The 15,623-nt window shown below is 64.6% G+C and carries 15 protein-coding genes and 1 other RNA gene; 14 read left to right on the forward strand and 2 right to left on the reverse strand.

The annotated features are described in order from the left end of the window. Nucleotides 1-67: 67 nt before the first annotated feature. The 14 genes from sufC (at nucleotide 68) to ABQU90_RS07575 (ending at nucleotide 13,831) form a co-directional block, all read left to right on the forward strand. Complete coding sequence (sufC, locus tag ABQU90_RS07510) at nucleotides 68-832, forward strand: Fe-S cluster assembly ATPase SufC (RefSeq protein WP_323521307.1); 765 nt, start codon at nucleotides 68-70, stop codon at nucleotides 830-832. Next, nucleotides 832-2,094 carry a Fe-S cluster assembly protein SufD gene (gene sufD, locus ABQU90_RS07515; protein ID WP_323521308.1) on the forward strand — a complete coding sequence of 421 codons (1,263 nt, stop codon included), beginning with the start codon at nucleotides 832-834 and terminating at the stop codon, nucleotides 2,092-2,094. The genes sufC and sufD overlap by 1 nt, the downstream gene beginning before the upstream one ends. Beyond that, on the forward strand, nucleotides 2,091-3,335 hold the full coding sequence (locus ABQU90_RS07520; RefSeq protein ID WP_323521309.1) for a cysteine desulfurase: 1,245 nt from the start codon (nucleotides 2,091-2,093) through the stop codon (nucleotides 3,333-3,335). Before sufD ends, ABQU90_RS07520 begins: the two co-directional genes overlap by 4 nt. Before the next feature lie 170 nt (nucleotides 3,336-3,505). After that, nucleotides 3,506-4,045, forward strand: coding sequence for a GNAT family N-acetyltransferase (locus ABQU90_RS07525; protein WP_323521429.1), 540 nt, complete (start codon nucleotides 3,506-3,508; stop codon nucleotides 4,043-4,045). After that, nucleotides 4,042-4,371, forward strand: coding sequence for a non-heme iron oxygenase ferredoxin subunit (locus tag ABQU90_RS07530; RefSeq protein ID WP_323521310.1), 330 nt, complete (start codon nucleotides 4,042-4,044; stop codon nucleotides 4,369-4,371). The genes ABQU90_RS07525 and ABQU90_RS07530 overlap by 4 nt, the downstream gene beginning before the upstream one ends. Before the next feature lie 337 nt (nucleotides 4,372-4,708). Then, nucleotides 4,709-7,027: a TonB-dependent receptor gene (locus tag ABQU90_RS07535; protein ID WP_323521311.1), complete on the forward strand. Its 2,319-nt coding sequence runs from the start codon at nucleotides 4,709-4,711 to the stop codon at nucleotides 7,025-7,027. A gap of 48 nt (nucleotides 7,028-7,075) precedes the next feature. Then, the gene (locus ABQU90_RS07540) at nucleotides 7,076-7,762 is read left to right on the forward strand and encodes a Fe2+-dependent dioxygenase (RefSeq protein ID WP_323521312.1); all 687 of its coding nucleotides are present in this window, start codon (nucleotides 7,076-7,078) and stop codon (nucleotides 7,760-7,762) included. Further along, nucleotides 7,755-8,513, forward strand: a complete 759-nt coding sequence (locus ABQU90_RS07545; protein WP_323521313.1) for a tetratricopeptide repeat protein — start codon at nucleotides 7,755-7,757, stop codon at nucleotides 8,511-8,513. The genes ABQU90_RS07540 and ABQU90_RS07545 overlap by 8 nt, the downstream gene beginning before the upstream one ends. A 6-nt stretch (nucleotides 8,514-8,519) precedes the next feature. Further along, complete coding sequence (locus ABQU90_RS07550) at nucleotides 8,520-9,158, forward strand: PepSY-associated TM helix domain-containing protein (RefSeq protein WP_323521314.1); 639 nt, start codon at nucleotides 8,520-8,522, stop codon at nucleotides 9,156-9,158. Between the two features lie 21 nt (nucleotides 9,159-9,179). Beyond that, the gene (locus ABQU90_RS07555; RefSeq protein WP_323521315.1) at nucleotides 9,180-9,695 is read left to right on the forward strand and encodes a DUF2271 domain-containing protein; all 516 of its coding nucleotides are present in this window, start codon (nucleotides 9,180-9,182) and stop codon (nucleotides 9,693-9,695) included. Nucleotides 9,696-9,864: 169 nt separating this feature from the next. Further along, a complete protein-coding gene (locus ABQU90_RS07560; RefSeq protein WP_115528554.1) occupies nucleotides 9,865-10,668 on the forward strand; it encodes a DUF4198 domain-containing protein in 804 nt (267 codons plus the stop codon). 261 nt (nucleotides 10,669-10,929) lie between these two features. Continuing rightward, nucleotides 10,930-11,904, forward strand: a complete 975-nt coding sequence (locus ABQU90_RS07565; protein ID WP_323521316.1) for an FAD:protein FMN transferase — start codon at nucleotides 10,930-10,932, stop codon at nucleotides 11,902-11,904. Next, the gene (locus ABQU90_RS07570; RefSeq protein WP_323521317.1) at nucleotides 11,901-13,517 is read left to right on the forward strand and encodes a sulfite reductase subunit alpha; all 1,617 of its coding nucleotides are present in this window, start codon (nucleotides 11,901-11,903) and stop codon (nucleotides 13,515-13,517) included. The genes ABQU90_RS07565 and ABQU90_RS07570 overlap by 4 nt, the downstream gene beginning before the upstream one ends. A gap of 240 nt (nucleotides 13,518-13,757) precedes the next feature. Next, a non-coding RNA gene (locus ABQU90_RS07575) (sX9 sRNA) lies at nucleotides 13,758-13,831 on the forward strand. Between the two features lie 149 nt (nucleotides 13,832-13,980). Here ABQU90_RS07575 and ABQU90_RS07580 read toward each other — a convergent pair. Further along, nucleotides 13,981-14,685, reverse strand: coding sequence for a HutD/Ves family protein (locus tag ABQU90_RS07580; RefSeq protein ID WP_323521318.1), 705 nt, complete (start codon nucleotides 14,683-14,685; stop codon nucleotides 13,981-13,983). 568 nt (nucleotides 14,686-15,253) lie between these two features. Continuing rightward, a complete protein-coding gene (locus ABQU90_RS07585) occupies nucleotides 15,254-15,616 on the reverse strand; it encodes a ComEA family DNA-binding protein (protein ID WP_323521430.1) in 363 nt (120 codons plus the stop codon). Between the last annotated feature and the right edge of the window lie 7 nt (nucleotides 15,617-15,623).

Raw genomic sequence — 15,623 nt, forward strand, 5'->3', positions numbered from 1 at the left:
CGACCCTCACCCCAACCCCTCTCCCGGCGGGAGAGGGGCTACATAAGAATTATGACGGACCATCAGCATGCTCAACATTAAAAACCTCCACGCCAGCATCGCCGGCAAAGACATTCTCAAAGGCCTGTCGCTGGATATCCAGCCCGGCCAGGTGCACGCCCTGATGGGGCCCAATGGCGCGGGCAAGTCCACGCTGGGCAACGTGCTGGCCGGCCGTGATGGCTACGAAGTCAACGAAGGCAGCGTGCAGTTCGAAGGCAAGAACCTGCTCGACCTGCCGCCGGAAGAACGCGCCGCCGCCGGCCTGTTCCTGGCGTTCCAGTACCCGGTGGAAATCCCCGGCGTCAACAACACCTATTTCCTGCGCGCCGCGCTCAATGCACAGCGCAAGGCGCGTGGCGAAGAGGAGCTGGATTCGATGCAGTTCCTCAAGCTGGTGCGGCAGAAGCTGGCGGTGCTGCATTTGAAGGACGAGCTGCTGCATCGTGGCGTCAACGAGGGCTTTTCCGGCGGCGAGAAGAAGCGCAACGAGATCTTCCAGCTGGCCGTGCTCGAACCCAAGCTCGCCATCCTGGATGAAACCGACTCCGGCCTGGATATCGATGCGCTCAAGAGCGTGGCCGACGGCGTCAACGCGCTGCGTTCGCCGGAGCGTTCGTTCCTGGTGATCACCCATTACCAGCGCCTGCTCGACTACATCAAGCCGGACGTGGTGCATGTGCTGTTCGAAGGACGCATCGTGCAGAGTGGCGGCCCGGAACTGGCGCTGGAGCTGGAAAAACACGGTTACCACTTCCTGAAGGATCGTGTGGTGCCAGAGGTTGCTGCCTGATGAGCGCCCTGCTCGACTCCCTGGCCCGCGGCTTCAGTGGCGACGATGCGCGCCGCGCCGAGCTCGACGCAGCGCTGCAGACCGGCCTGCCCGGTCCGCGCGCCGAAGCGTGGAAATACACCTCGTTGCGTCAGCTGGAACGGCGCAGTTTTCAGCCGGCACCGCTGGTGCCAACGTTGCTCGATGCCGCCGTACTGGACGACATCCCCGCGCCGCGGCTGGTGTTCGTCAACGGGCGTCCTTCCGCAGCGCTGAGCGATGTCTCGACGTTGCCGGACGGCGTGCAGCTGGACACCTTGTCTGCCGCACTGGCCGCAGGCGATGACGCAAAGCACTTGCTCGGCCGCCGGTTCGAAGGCAGCGACGAGATCTTTGCGCGCCTTAATGCCGCGCTGGCCGACGAAGGCGTGCTGGTGCGCGTGCAAGACGGCGCGCAGATCGAACTGCCACTGCATATCGTCTTTGTCAGCGTGGCCAGCGAGCACGATCTGTCCTGGCATTACCGGCATCTGATCGAAGTCCGTGCCGGCGCAGCGCTCAATGTGGTCGAGCATCATCTGCATGTCGGCGATGCGGCGCATCTGGACAACAGCGTGATGCATGTCCATCTGGGCCAGGACGCGGTGTTGTCGCATGCCCGGGTGCAGGCCGATAGCGCGCACGCCACCGCACTGCTGCGCACCGATGCCGTGCTGGCACGCAATGCGCGCTACCAGCGCGTGGATCTGGAACTGGGCGCCGGCCTGTCGCGGCACGAACTCAACGTGCGTCTGGAAGGCAGCAACGCCCAGCTCACCGCCAATGGCGTGCTGTTGGGCAATGGTCGCCGCCATGTCGATACGCGCCTGGGCATCGAACACATTGCCCGCGACACCGCCTGCGAGCTGGTCTGGCGCGGCGTCGGTGCGGACCGCAGCCGTGTGGTGTTCCATGGCGGCATCCATATCCGCCAGGGCGCCGATGGCACCGACGCACGGCTGTCCAACAAGAATCTGCTGCTCTCTTCCAATGCCGAAATCGATACCCAGCCGGTGCTGGTGATCGACGCCGACGAAGTGCAGGCAGCGCATGGCGCCACTGTCGGTCAGCTCGATGATAACGCCTTGTTCTATCTGCGCTCGCGCGGCCTGCCGCAAGCGGAGGCGCAGCGTCTGTTGAGCGCGGCGTTCTGCCACGAGCCGTTGCGGGTCCTGCCAGCTGCGTTGAGCGCCGTGCTGGCCCTGCAGCTGGACCGCGCCCTGAATTCGGCGGGCGTGGCATGAATGCACCTGCCGTCACTCAGGGCAGCGCCCCGGATTGGGAGCGCGTCCGTTCGGATTTCCCGCTGCTGATGCGGCAGGTGCATGGCAAGCCGCTGATCTATTTCGACAACGCCAACACCGGACAAAAGCCGCTGCAGGTGATCGCCGCGACCGACGAGTTCTATCGGCGCCAGAACGCCAACGTCAGCCGCGCAGTGCATGCGCTGGGCAGCGAAGCCACGGATGCCTTCGAAGGCGCACGCAGCAAACTCGCGCGCTTTCTCAATGTGCGCGCCGACGAGCTGGTGCTGTGCAGCGGCACCACCTTTGCGATCAATCTGGTGGCGTATTCGTGGGCATTGCCGCGTCTGGGGCCAGGCGATGTCATCCTGATCACGCGCATGGAGCACCACGCCAACATTGTGCCGTGGCAGCTGGTGGCCCAGCGCACCGGTGCCAGCATCCGCGTAGCCGAGATCACCCCCGAGGGCGCGCTGGATCTGGATGCCTTGCGCAAGGCGATGACGCCGGACGTCAAACTGCTGGCGATCACCCATGTGTCCAACGTGCTGGGCACGGTCAACCCGGTGCGCGAGATCTGCCGCGACGCGCGCAAGCGCGGCATCGTCACCATGGTGGACGGCTCGCAGGCCGCACCGCATCGGCGCATCGACGTGGCCGCGATCGGCTGCGATTTCTACGCCATCACCGGCCACAAGATGTGCGGGCCCACCGGCACCGGCGCGCTGTGGGCGCGCCGCGAACATCTGCAGTCCATGCCGCCGTTTCTGGGCGGTGGCGAAATGATCAAGGAAGTCAGCTTCGAAGGCACCGTGTACAACGATGCCCCGCACAAGTTCGAAGCCGGCACGCCCAACATCGCCGGCTTCATCGGCCTGGGCGCGGCGGTGGATTATCTGGAGTCGATCGGCCTGGAGCACGTGGAAGCGCGCGAAGCCGAGCTGCTGGTGCACTTCACCGAAGAGCTGCAGCGGATCGATGGCCTGCGCATCTTCGGCACCACGCCCGACAAAGCCGCGGTGGTGTCGTTCCTGATCGACGGTGCGCATTCGCACGACCTTGCCACCCTGCTCGATCTGGAAGGCGTGGCAGTGCGCTCCGGCCAGCACTGCGCGCACCCGCTGCTGCAGTTCTACGGCGTTGCCGCAACCTGTCGCGCATCGCTGGCGTTCTACAACACGCATGACGAGATTGAGCGTTTTGTCGCCGCGCTGGTGAAGGTGCGTCGCCTACTGGGCTGATTGGAACGGGAATCGGGAATCGGGAATCGGGAATCGCAAAAGCATGTCATCGAGTGACGGCGGACTTCCATCGCTCTCCTGTTCACGACTATTCACGTAAGAATTTAAAAACGCCAGACTTCGCTTCGCTGTTACGAATCCCCAATCCCCACTCCCAAATCCCCGCCCTCATGCAGACCACCACATTCCGCACTGCCACCGTCGATGACATCGACGCCCTTGTCCAGTTGGTGACTTCGGCCTATCGCGGTGACAGCAGTCGCGTGGGGTGGACGACCGAGGCAGACATTCTCGACGGTGCCCGCATCGACCCGGCCGTGCTGCGTCAGGACATCCTGCGCGAGCGCAGCCTGGTATTGCTGGTCGAACAGGATGGGCGCCTGCTGGCGTGCGCGCATATCGCCGACGACGACGGCGCAGGGTATTTCGGTATGTTTGCGGTGGACCCGTCGCTGCAAGGCAGCGGCATCGGCAAGACGCTGCTGGCCGAAGCCGAACGCATCGTGGACGCCGAGTGGAAGCTGCCGGTGATGCGCATGACCGTGATCGATGTGCGCAACGAACTCATCGCCTTCTACGAACGGCGCGGCTATCGCCGCACTGGCCTCCTCAAGCCATTCCCGTATGGCGACGAACGCTTCGGCGTGCCACTGCGGCAGGATCTACGCTTCGAAGTGCTGGAAAAATCGCTGAACGGCGCCGCGCCGTGAGCGAGACCTGGACCTTCGTCTGCGCAAGCGACGCGCTGCTACCCGGCGAACTGCAGACAGCGTGGGATACCGTCACCGACGCGCCGATCGTGGTGTTCAATCTCGACGGCGAGTTGTACGCGTTGGAAGACCGCTGCAGCCACGAAGATTACGAGCTGTCGCCCGGCAGCTTCGACCCGGTCGCCGGCACCATCGAATGCCTGTTGCACAGCGCCCGCTTCGATATCCGCGATGGCCGCCCGTTGTGCGCCCCCGCCTACACCGCCGTGCCCAAGTTCCCGGTCAAGCGCGAGCACGACGGCATCTGGACCCGCGACGACCGCTAGCGCGGCAGCTACCAACGCATATTTTTCACGCTGGAGGCCGCCGCGTGTTTGCCGACGTGCGCCTCCGGTCGGCAAAGATTGCAAAGAAGAATGATTTGCATTTAAGATCGCAGCCCTTCAGGTCTTCTTAACATCTGACCTGCCCAGCGATCCCATGCGCCCTGCACTGTCCGACACCTCCGATCTGCGTTTTGCTCGCCTGCGCTTTCCAGCGCGGTGCGGCGGCGCGTGCGGTGGACGCCAGCCGGGCGCCACGGGCTAGCGACCCACGCACACCCTTCCGCATCCGCCGAGCCATCGCCAGGCCGGAGCACCGCTTTCCTTTTCGAGACGTCACATGACTCCCAGGATTTCCCCGCTCACTTCGGCCGTGCTGTTGACCCTGTCCGCTCCCGCGTTCGCCCAGCCTGGCGATGCGCCGGCGCCTCCGGGTGCGGTGGATCTGGATGCCATCCGGGTGCAGCAGGAACGTGCGCAAAAGCCGTCCTCGCCCAAGTACACCGAAGCGCTGCGCGACACCCCGCAGACCATCACGGTTGTCACCAAGCAGACCATGGACCAGCAGAATCTGCTGTCGCTGCGCGATGTGCTGAGCACGCTGCCCGGCATCACCTTTGGCGCGGGCGAAGGCGGCGGCGGGTATGGCGACAGCATCAACCTGCGCGGCTTCACTGCCAGCAGCGACATCACCACCGATGGCGTGCGCGACAGCGCGCAGTACAGCCGCAGCGACACCTTCAACCTCGAGTCCGTGGAGCTGATCAACGGCGCCAACTCGGCGATGTCCGGCGCCGGTTCGGTCGGCGGCAACATCAACCTGGTGACCAAGGCCGCAGGTCAAGGCGACTTCACCAATGTGCTGATCGGCGGCGGCAGCGACCGTTATGGCCGCCTCACGGTCGACAGCAACTACGACTTCGAAAACGGCACCGCCGTGCGCTTGAACGCCATGGGTCACACCCAGGATGTGCCGGGCCGCGATGAAGAATTCCGCCATCGCTGGGGCTTTGCGCCGTCGATCGCCTTCGGCCTGGGTTCGGATACGCGCTTCACGCTGAGCTACCTGCACCAGCACGACAACAACCTGCCGCAGTACGGCGTGCCGTTCGCGCTCAGCCCGTTCAACGATGGCCCGCTGCCGGGCGTGGACCGCGAAACCTATTACGGCTATCGCAATGTGTCGCGTCAGGAGATCGACGTGGACATGCTGACCGGCGTGCTGGAAATGGACTTCGACGACAACGTCAAGCTGCGCAGCCTGGCGCGTCTGCAGCGCGTGGATCAGACCACCTCGGCCACCGCGCCGGAAGGCACCTGGTGCCTGCCCAACAACACCAACGCCTACACCGGCCGCGCCTGCGTCGGCCAGCCGCCGTCCACCTGGAGTCCCAACAGCGGCCCGCGCGGGCTGGTGCGCGACACCGAAAACTTCATCGCGCATAGCCAGACCGACCTGACCGCCACACTGCACACCGGCGCCATCGAGCACCGCGTGGTCGCCGGCGTGGCCTTCAGCAAGGAAGACTTCGAACTCGATAGCGGCAGCATCTTTCGCAATGCCGACGGCTCCACCACCGGCATCACCTACCCGCTGCAGACCTTCGACAACCCGTACAACATCTGGACCGGCCCGCAGAACTATTTCCGCACCGGCCGTAGCAAGGGCAGCCTGACCAATCAGGCGGTGTACCTGTTCGACACGCTGCAGTTCAACGAGCAATGGATGCTCAACCTGGGCGGCCGTTACGAACACAACGAAGGCGACACCACCACCTACACCGTCAATGCCACCGGCGGCGTCACCGGCGTGACCCCGGGCTTCCCGGCGGGCAGCAAGGACGACTTGTTCTCCTACCGCGCCGGCCTGGTATTCAAGCCGGTCGACAACGCCAGCCTGTATCTGTCCTACGCCAACAGCAAGACCCCGTCCAAGGCGTCGGTCAACGGCTCGTGCACGCCGATCGCCACCGCCACCGCCGGCGCCAACTGCAATGTTGAGCCGGAAAGTGCGGTCAACATCGAGCTGGGCGGCAAGTGGGACGTGTTGAACGAGCGCCTGGCGCTGACCGCTGCGGTGTTCCGCAACGAGCGCGAAAACTACAAGGTCAACAGCGGCGACCCGCTGATTCCCGAGCAGGTGCTCGACGGCAAGGCGCGCGTGGACGGCATCGCGTTGGGCGCGGCCGGCTACCTGACCGAGCGCTGGTCGGTCTTCGCCAACTACACTTTCCTGGACAGCGAAGTGCTGCAGAGCGTGTCCAACCGTACCGCCAGCCTCACTGGCGACCCGATTGCCGGGCGCGAACTGGTGCAGACCCCGCGCAATGCCGGCAATCTGTGGACCACCTACGCGCTCAACCAGTGGACCTTCGGCTACGGCGTCAATTACCAGGGCAGCTTCTACCCGAACAACACCTCGACCGCGGTCTACCGCAAGACCGACGCGTACTGGGTGCACCGTGCGATGGTCGGCCTGCGCGTCAACGACTGGCTCAGCCTGCAGTTGAACGTCAACAACCTGTTCGACAAGGAGTACTACACCAGCATCCGCAACAACCTCACCGTCAACGCCGCGGGTACCGTCACCGCCGGCAGTGGTTGGGCGTTGCCGGGCGATGGCCGCTCGGCGGTGTTGAACGCTACCTTCAGTTTCTAACCTTCCGGAACGCCGCCCGCACCCTGCGGACGGCGTGGAGAGCGCCGCATGCTGCTGCCCATTCCCGATGTCTTGACGCCCGTGCAGCTCAGCGAGTTGCGCGCGCGGCTGGACGCGGCCGACTGGGCAGACGGCCGCATTACCGCTGGCCATCAATCGGCGCAGGCCAAGGACAACGCGCAGTTGCCCGAGGACAGCGCCGCAGCGCGCGAGGCTAGCGCACTGGTGCTGGAGGCGCTCTCCCGCAGCAGCACGTTCTTTTCGGCGGTGCTGCCGCGTCGGATCTATACGCCGTTGTTCAATCGCTACAGCGGCGGACAGTCGTTCGGGTATCACGTCGACAACGCGGTGCGTTACGACCGCAGCCGCGGCGGTGCCGAGCCGATCCGCACCGATGTCTCTTGCACGCTGTTCCTCAGCGACCCGGACAGTTACGACGGTGGCGAGCTGGTGATCGAAGATACCTTCGGCACGCAGTCGGTGAAGCTACCGGCCGGGCACCTGGTGATCTACCCCGGCACCAGCCTGCATAAAGTAATGCCGGTAACGCGCGGCACGCGTGTCGCCTCGTTCTTCTGGATCCAAAGCATGCTGCGCGACGATGCGCAGCGCCGCCTGTTGTTCGAACTGGATGTGTCGATCCGTCGTTTGACCCAGGACACACCCGGGCATCCGTCGTTGATCCAGCTCACCGGCGTGTATCACAACCTGCTGCGGCAGTGGGCCGATGTCTGAGCCTGCGATTGACCCAGCCCTGCTGATTGCACTGCTGCAGACGCAGCCTAGCCAGGCAGTCGCGTTGCTGCGCAAGGCCGCCGCCGGTCAGGATGTGACTGCACAACTGCTGCTCGCACAGCTGTATGCCGAAGGCCGCGGCATTGCCGCCGATCCGGCCATGGCGATGCTGTGGTACGAAGTGGCCGCCAATGCCGGGCATCCGGAAGCGATGAATCAACTGGGCCGCTGCCACGAACTGGGCTTTGGCACTGCCATCAACGAGGTGCTGGCTGCGTTGTGGTATCGCCGCGCCGCCGAGCACGGCCTGGAATGGGGCATGTACAACCTAGCGCATCTGTACGCCTCCGGGCGCGGCGTGGCGCAGGACCAGGCACACGCCTTGACGCTGTATCGCACCGCGGCCGAACGTGGTCACGCCAAGTCGATGAATTTTGTGGCGCGCTATCTCGACCAGGGCCTGGCCTGCACGGCGAATCCGCTTGCTGCACGCGAGTGGTATCGCCGCGCCGCAGAGGCGGGTGATTTTCGCGGCCAGGCCAGCTATGCAACGTTGCTTGCCGATGAAGGCGCGCTCGATCAGGCCGAATACTGGATGCGCCGCGCCATCGGCGGCGGGCACGCCGGGTTCCTGCGTCAGCTCACGCCCGTGCTGGCCAACGCACCGCAGCCACGCCTGCGCGCCTTGCTCAGCGATGTGGCCGCGCGGCAATCGCAACTGCAGCCGCCCGTTCCCGCAGACGTGGCATAAATCGGCATGCCCGCTTCCAACGACACCATCGCCACTGCACAGCAACGCCGCGGATTCTGGCTGCGCATGCTGCATCAATGGCACTGGATCAGTTCGGCACTGTGTCTGATCGGCATGCTGCTGTTTACGGTTACCGGGCTCACCCTCAATCACGCCGCGCGCATCGAAGCCAGCCCGTCCACCGAGCAACGCACGCTCACCCTGCCGCCAGCGCTGTTGAAGACCTTGGGCGCGCGCCAGGACGGCGATGCACCGCTGCCGCCGCGCGTGGCGCAGTGGCTGGGTCGCGAACTGGAGATCAGCGTCGGCAACCGCAACGCAGAGTGGTCGCCAGACGAGGTGTATGTCGCCCTGCCCCGCCCCGGTGGCGATGCCTGGCTAAGCCTGGACCGCAGCACCGGCGCAATCGAATACGAACGCACCACGCGTGGCTGGATCGCCTATCTCAACGATCTGCACAAAGGCCGCAACGCCGGGCCGGCCTGGGGCTGGTTCATCGACGTGTTCGCCATCGCCTGCCTGGTGTTCTGCATCACCGGCCTGTTCCTGCTGCACCTGCATGCGCGTCAGCGCAGCATGACCTGGCCGCTGGTCGGCCTGGGCCTGCTGATTCCGCTGCTGCTTGCCTTGCTGTTGATCCACTGACCTTACTCACCGGAGACGATCATGCGCGCCACCCTGACCATCGCTCTGAGCGGCCTGCTCGCCATGCCGGCGTATGCGGCCACGCTCGACATCAACGTCGAAATCCCCAAGCTCAATGTCGCCGAATACCACCGCCCGTACGTGGCGATCTGGCTGGAAGGCGCAGACCAGAAGGTCGCCGCCAATCTGGCGGTCTGGTACCAATCCAAGGACACCGCCGAAGGCCACGGCACCAAATGGCTGCCGGATCTGCGCCAGTGGTGGCGCAAGAGCGGCCGCACGCTGGAGGTGCCGGTCGATGGCGTGACCGGCCCCACCCGGCCTGCCGGCGCGCATGCGCTGTCGTTCACCGACACCAAGGGCGCGCTGAAGTCGCTGCCGGCCGGCCAGTACACCCTGGTGGTGGAAGCTGCGCGCGAAGTCGGTGGCCGCGAGTTGGTCAAGGTGCCTTTCACCTGGCCGGCCTCCTCGGCGCAGTCTGCCAAGGCCAGCGGCAGCAGCGAACTCGGCGCGGTGAGCCTGACCGCCAAGCCCTGATGCAGATGGGCGCGGATGCGGTGCCGCCGTGCATGCATCCGTCTCCATGACGCGCGCGCTACGTGGCGCAGACGCCTATCGACCTTCGTTACCCACGCATCCACGCAGCGCCGCAGTGCGCTGATCAGACACGTGACCCACCCGCCTTATCGCTCTTCAAGGAGTTGTCATGAAACGTTCGCATGTCCTGATCGCCCTGCTGGCCGCACTTCCCGTCAGCGCGTTCGCCCACAAGGCCTGGCTGCTGCCATCGCAAACCGTCCTGGCCGGCGAAGCGCCGTGGATCACCGTCGATGCGGCGGTGTCCAACGACTTGTTCTACTTCAATCACGTGCCGCTGCGCCTGGATAACCTGAGCATCACTGCGCCCGATGGCAGCGCGCTCAAGCCGGAAAACCCGGCCACCGGCAAGTACCGCAGCGTGTTCGATCTGCAGCTCACTCAGCCCGGCACCTACAAGCTCAGCATCGTCAACGCCGGCCTGTTCGCCAGCTGGAAGGAAGACGGCAAGCCCAAGCGCTGGCGCGGCAACGAGGCAAGCTTTGCCACCGAAGTGCCGAAAGACGCGAAGGAGCTGCAGGTGTCGCAATCGCTCAACCGCGTGGAAACCTTTGTGACCCGCGGCGCACCGACCACCACCGCGTTCAAACCCAGCGGCAAGGGCATCGAGCTGGTGCCGGTGACCCACCCCAACGACCTGGTCGCCGGTGAAGCGGCGCAGTTCACCCTGCAGCTCGATGGCAAGCCGGCAGCAGGGCTGGAGATCGAGATCGTGCGTGGCGGCACGCGCTATCGCGATGCGCAGAACGAGATCAAGCTCAAGACCGACGCCAAGGGCGGCTTCAGCGTGACCTGGCCGGAAGCGGGCATGTACTGGCTGGAAACCACCAGCGAAGACAGCAAGACCTCGCTGCCGCAGGCCAAACAACGGCGCCTGGGCTACGTGGCAACGCTGGAAGTGTTGCCGCAGTAATCGCCGCATGCCCGCCACTGCGTTGACCTTGCGACTAACGCAGTGGCGATGCAGCGCCGATGTGGAAGCGGCACATGCCGTTCGGCGTGTACCGCCTGCCGCCTGTGCGGTATGTGCGGTATTTGCGGTGTTTGCGATATGTGCTGCAGCGTCGAATCGGCGCATCCCTCACTGTTTCAAACATCACACCGCGTGATGCAAACCGCACGCTCGCGCGTCACCATGGCTGCCTCAGGCAGCACCTGCTCGACCGGTCCACGCATGCACCCAGTTTCTTCCGCAGATGACGCCGTTGCCTCCCTGGGCGGGCGCAGCATGGGCACCACCTGGAGCGTCAAGCTGGTGGCGCCGCGTGCGCGCGACCTGCATCCCCTGCATGCGCGTATCCAGGCAGCGCTCGATCGCGTGGTCGCGCAAATGAGCACCTGGGAAGCGGACTCGGATATCAGCCGCTACAACCGTGCCGCGGCCGGTCAGTGGCAGGCATTGCCCGATGACTTTTTCACCGTGCTGCGCACCGCGCTGCAGATCGCGCAGGCCAGCGACGGCGCGTTCGACCCCACGGTCGGGCCGATGGTCGAACTGTGGGGCTTTGGCGCCTCCGGCGGCCGACGCCGTGTGCCCTCGCCCGAACAGATCGCGCTGGCCAGCCTGCGCTGTGGCTGGCAATGCCTGGCTCTGGATGGCCAGCGGGTGCTGCAACCCGGCGCCGTCGCACTGGATCTATCCGGCATCGCAAAAGGCTTCGGGGTGGACTGCGTGCAGCACGCATTGCGACAGGCCGACATCGCCAGCGCCTTGATCGACGTTGGCGGCGAATTGTTCGGCTATGGATGCAAACCCGATGGCAGCGCGTGGCGTGTGCTGGTCGAATCCGCACCCGACGAAGACGCCGGCGCCACATTGCCGGCACGTGTGCTCACGCTGGATGGCTTGGCAGTCGCCACATCGGGCGATCGCTGGCACCGCTTCGATGCCGACGGCATGCGCTACGCGCACACCTTCGATCCACGCACTGGAGCGCCGATTCCGCATGCGCCTGCCGCCGTCACCGTGCTCGCGCGCGATGCCATGCAGGCCGATGCCTGGGCCACCGCGATGACCGTGCTCGGGACCGATGCAGGGCTTGCCTATGCCGCCAAGACCGATCTGGCAGTGCGCTTTCTGACGCGACACGATGGCAGCTTGCATGAAGCGATGAGCCCGGCCTTCGCGAAGCATCTGGCGGCGTCATGAGCGCCGCAAGCCCACGCGTGTGGATGGGTAACGGGGCACTGCTGCTCGCCCTGGCGACGCTTATCGGATGGCTTGCCAGCCTGCATGACGGTGCCTGGTGGAGCGCACCGACACCACATCGCTTGCAATGGGCGGCCGTCGGGATGGCCGCTTACGCTGTGCTGTGCGCGGCGGTCTTGCTGCGCCGCCGCGCACGTGCCAACACGTTGCACGGCAACAGCAGCGGCATGCTGATCGTGTGGGCAAGCCAGACCGGATTCGCACGCGAACTGGCCGAGCGCAGCGCTGCAGCCTTGCAAGCGGCAGGGATCGGTGCCTACGCACTCCCGCTGGAGGCAGTGGTTGCTGAGCAGCTCGCGCGCGTGCCGCGTTTGCTATGCATCGTCAGCACCACCGGCGAAGGCGATGCACCGGATCACGCACAGGCTGCGGAGCGTCACTGGCTCGCCGACAGCGGACAGGATCTGGCCGCCGTGCAGTACGCGGTGCTGGCGCTCGGCGATCGTCGGTACACGCAATTTTGCGCGTTCGGCCGCCATCTCGATGACCATCTGCACGCGCGCGGCGGCACCCGCCTGTTCGAGCGCATCGAGGTCGACAATGCCGACCCGCGCGCATTGCAGCAATGGCAGCAACGTCTGTCGGCATTGGCACCTGCACTTGCCGAGCAGCCAGACTGGAGCGTGCCGACCTACACGGCCTGGCAGATGCGCGAGCGCGTCCACGTCAATCCAGGCAGTGCCGGCGCACCGATCCATCGGCTCCGCCTCACGCCCATCGATGGCCCGCTGCCGCCATGGCGTGCTGGCGACATCGCCGAGGTCGCGCCGCAGAACGCACCGGAGAGTGTCGACGCCTGGTTGCAGCGTCATCGACGCGATGGCTCGGACATCATCGACGGTCGTACGCTGCGCGACTGGCTTGGCCGCTCGCACCTGCCGACCGATGCAGAGATAGACGTCTTGGCGTCATCGGATGCGACCGCCTTGGCGTATAGCCTGATCGCGCTGCCACATCGCGAATACTCGCTCGCATCGATCAGCGAAGAAGGCCACGCCGAACTGCTGATCCGCGAACACCAGCATGCCGACGGGCATCTTGGGATCGGCAGCGGCTGGCTGTGCGTGCATGCTCCCATCGGCGCGCAAATTGCCTTGCGCCTGCGCAGCAATCCAGGGTTCCACCCACCCGCACCCGCGCAGCCCATGCTGCTGATCGGCAATGGCACCGGCATCGCCGGCTTGCGCGCCCATCTCCGCGCACGCATCGCGGCCGGTGCGCTCGACAACTGGCTGATCTTTGGCGAACGCAATGCCGCGCACGACGCGCTGTATGCCGACGAACTGCAGCAGTGGCAACAAGAGGGCTGGATCGCGCATCTGGACCTGGTGTACTCGCGCGACCACAACACCTCGGTGCGCTACGTACAACATGCATTGGCCGCTGCGAGCGATCGCCTGCGGCAGTGGATCGACCGCGGCGCCTGCATCTACCTCTGCGGCAGCCTGCGCGGCATGGCACCCGAAGTGGACCGCACGCTCGACACCCTGCTGGGCACTGAGGTCAGGCAAGAACTACTCCACAGCGGCCGCTACCGTCGCGACGTGTATTGAACAGCAAGCGCGCAAGCTGACGATCGCAGCTTGGCAGCGGGGAGCGCTGCCATCACGTGGCGATCGTGGGCAGGCAGACATGGCATCCAAATCCTGTATGCAGCAACGCTTGTTTGTCGGCAACCTTGCTCTGCATCGACACGCTTCGGCACGTTGCTGCAGTTCTGCGAGTTCGCTAAGAGCAGCTTACAAAACGACTGTGCAGCTGCCAGACGGCCGCAGCCGTTGCTCGGCATCGGTGTGTGCCACTCACACTCCAGTCCCTGCGCGCCGTTCACACCCACCAGACGAGTGTTCGCTACTTGTTGTCAGCCTCTTTAATTCCTCGACGCAGACAGTGCACGTGACACGTATCAATCCGAATTGCTAACTACCCGGTTCACTGGCTGCGCTTTTACTTGCACTTGCACTTGCATCTCTACCGTTCAATGCACGAAAGAACACTGTTGGCTGTCCGGATCAGCTAATCGTGGATCCCAGCAAGCGGACTCACCCGGATCGCCAACAACTCGCCGCCGCCATCGAGCACGTAACGGGTCCGCGTCGATGCACTCAGCCATGCGGTGTCGCCCGCAGCCAGGGGCGGTAGGCCACTGTCGCGCCCAAAGCTGGCCTGGCCCGCCAACAGGTGGATGACCCAGGCGCTGCCCGGATCCGCAAAGAACAGCATGGTGCCGACCAAAGGGCGATGCAGCAGCTCGGTATGCAGCAGATCGCGGCGCCACATCAGATTGAAGTCCTGCGTCGGCCCATCGAGCAAGCTCGCACCGACCGTCTCTTCGCCAGCGAATCGGACACGCTGGTAGGGCGGCAGCAATTCGACGACACGGGCGGCGCCAGCGAAGCGTGCGCCAGTATCACCGTCATCAGTAGGTGTATCTGTGATCAGGCCATCAGCACGCGCAGCACCATCGCCGGGATCAAGCTCACCGTCGCCAAACTGCAGACGCATGCCGTTTCCATGCAGCAGCACCAATTCGCGGTCGATCCCCGGGAATGCGGAAAACGCGGCGTCCTGTTCGATCTCGGCAATCGACAGCCGCAATGCCCAGGCCTCGGATTCCCCGAGCCGCAGAATCTCGCGTGTCCAACCCAATTGATTGCGCCACCGCTCGCGGCGGTACTCGGTGGCCGGAATCACCCGGCTGCTCAGGTCTGTCAGCTGCATCTGCGCATTGTGCCCGAAGCCCGCCGCCCAAGCCCTGCTGCACCCGTGCGGTATCCGCAGACGTACGCAAACCAGGCATCTCGAGCCGCCCTTGCGTTTCGAGCCCCCGGCACATCGAGCACTTAGAGAATAACGGTCTGCATCGACCTCGCTGCATCACGCGACGCTCAACGGGATGTCGGGATGTCGGGATGTCGGGATGTCGGGATGTCGGGATGTCGGGATCTCAGGATCTCAGGATCTCAGGATCTCAGGATCTCAGGATCTCAGGATCTCAGGATCTCAGGATCTCAGGACATTGCGATGTCCGTGCGTCAATGCATCAACTTGCCGAAGCATGCGGGTGCGGGCCGTTGTCAGCGCAAAGCAAGGCGTTGCCCATCAGGAACAGCGCTGCGATGAGATCGAATCAACGCGTCCTGAAACGAAAAACGCCCGGCTGCACATCCAAGTGCAACACCGGGCGATTCCACGTCCTTGTCGGCTTCCAGCCATCCCCCGGACATCCTGTCCAGTTAGGTTGCGGCCACGCATCCTCGCGTCGAACCGTATCTCGGATCCCTTCCCCTTAACGCCGTCCCACCGGTTTCACCGCCGCCCCCTTGGCAGGAGCCATCGTGGCTCCTACTTCGATCAGGTCACGATTCCGTTCGACCGTCTTGAGTCCGATGCCCTTGACCAGTGCCAGTTCCTCGGCACTTTTGAAGGGACCGTTTGCCTGACGGTGCTCAACGATTGCCTCGGCTTTTGATCGCCCGACATTCGTCAGCACCTTGTCCAATTCCTCAGCAGACGCGGTGTTGATATCGACCTTCTCAAGCGCGTACGCATTCGAGGACAACAACAACGCCAGTAGCAGGGACTTCAGGACTACGGTAAATGACTTCATTGCAACGCTCCTTGTGGCTTGGGTGATGGTCCTAGCCAGCATTCCTGCC

The organism is Xanthomonas sp. WHRI 10207 (assembly GCF_040202975.1).
In the GTDB taxonomy this organism is placed as follows: Bacteria; Pseudomonadota; Gammaproteobacteria; order Xanthomonadales; family Xanthomonadaceae; genus Xanthomonas.

Excerpts from the sequence above, each read along its gene's own strand:
- sufC (WP_323521307.1), top strand. The coding sequence starts at position 68 with ATGCTCAACATTAAAAACCTCCACGCCAGCATCGCCGGCAAAGACATT.
- sufD (WP_323521308.1), top strand. The coding sequence starts at position 832 with ATGAGCGCCCTGCTCGACTCCCTGGCCCGCGGCTTCAGTGGCGACGAT.
- ABQU90_RS07520 (WP_323521309.1), top strand. The coding sequence starts at position 2,091 with ATGAATGCACCTGCCGTCACTCAGGGCAGCGCCCCGGATTGGGAGCGC.
- ABQU90_RS07525 (WP_323521429.1), top strand. The coding sequence starts at position 3,506 with ATGCAGACCACCACATTCCGCACTGCCACCGTCGATGACATCGACGCC.
- ABQU90_RS07535 (WP_323521311.1), top strand. The coding sequence starts at position 4,709 with ATGACTCCCAGGATTTCCCCGCTCACTTCGGCCGTGCTGTTGACCCTG.
- ABQU90_RS07540 (WP_323521312.1), top strand. The coding sequence starts at position 7,076 with ATGCTGCTGCCCATTCCCGATGTCTTGACGCCCGTGCAGCTCAGCGAG.
- ABQU90_RS07545 (WP_323521313.1), top strand. The coding sequence starts at position 7,755 with ATGTCTGAGCCTGCGATTGACCCAGCCCTGCTGATTGCACTGCTGCAG.
- ABQU90_RS07550 (WP_323521314.1), top strand. The coding sequence starts at position 8,520 with ATGCCCGCTTCCAACGACACCATCGCCACTGCACAGCAACGCCGCGGA.
- ABQU90_RS07555 (WP_323521315.1), top strand. The coding sequence starts at position 9,180 with ATGCGCGCCACCCTGACCATCGCTCTGAGCGGCCTGCTCGCCATGCCG.
- ABQU90_RS07560 (WP_115528554.1), top strand. The coding sequence starts at position 9,865 with ATGAAACGTTCGCATGTCCTGATCGCCCTGCTGGCCGCACTTCCCGTC.
- ABQU90_RS07565 (WP_323521316.1), top strand. The coding sequence starts at position 10,930 with ATGCACCCAGTTTCTTCCGCAGATGACGCCGTTGCCTCCCTGGGCGGG.
- ABQU90_RS07570 (WP_323521317.1), top strand. The coding sequence starts at position 11,901 with ATGAGCGCCGCAAGCCCACGCGTGTGGATGGGTAACGGGGCACTGCTG.
- ABQU90_RS07580 (WP_323521318.1), bottom strand. The coding sequence starts at position 14,685 with ATGCAGCTGACAGACCTGAGCAGCCGGGTGATTCCGGCCACCGAGTAC.
- ABQU90_RS07585 (WP_323521430.1), bottom strand. The coding sequence starts at position 15,616 with ATGCTGGCTAGGACCATCACCCAAGCCACAAGGAGCGTTGCAATGAAG.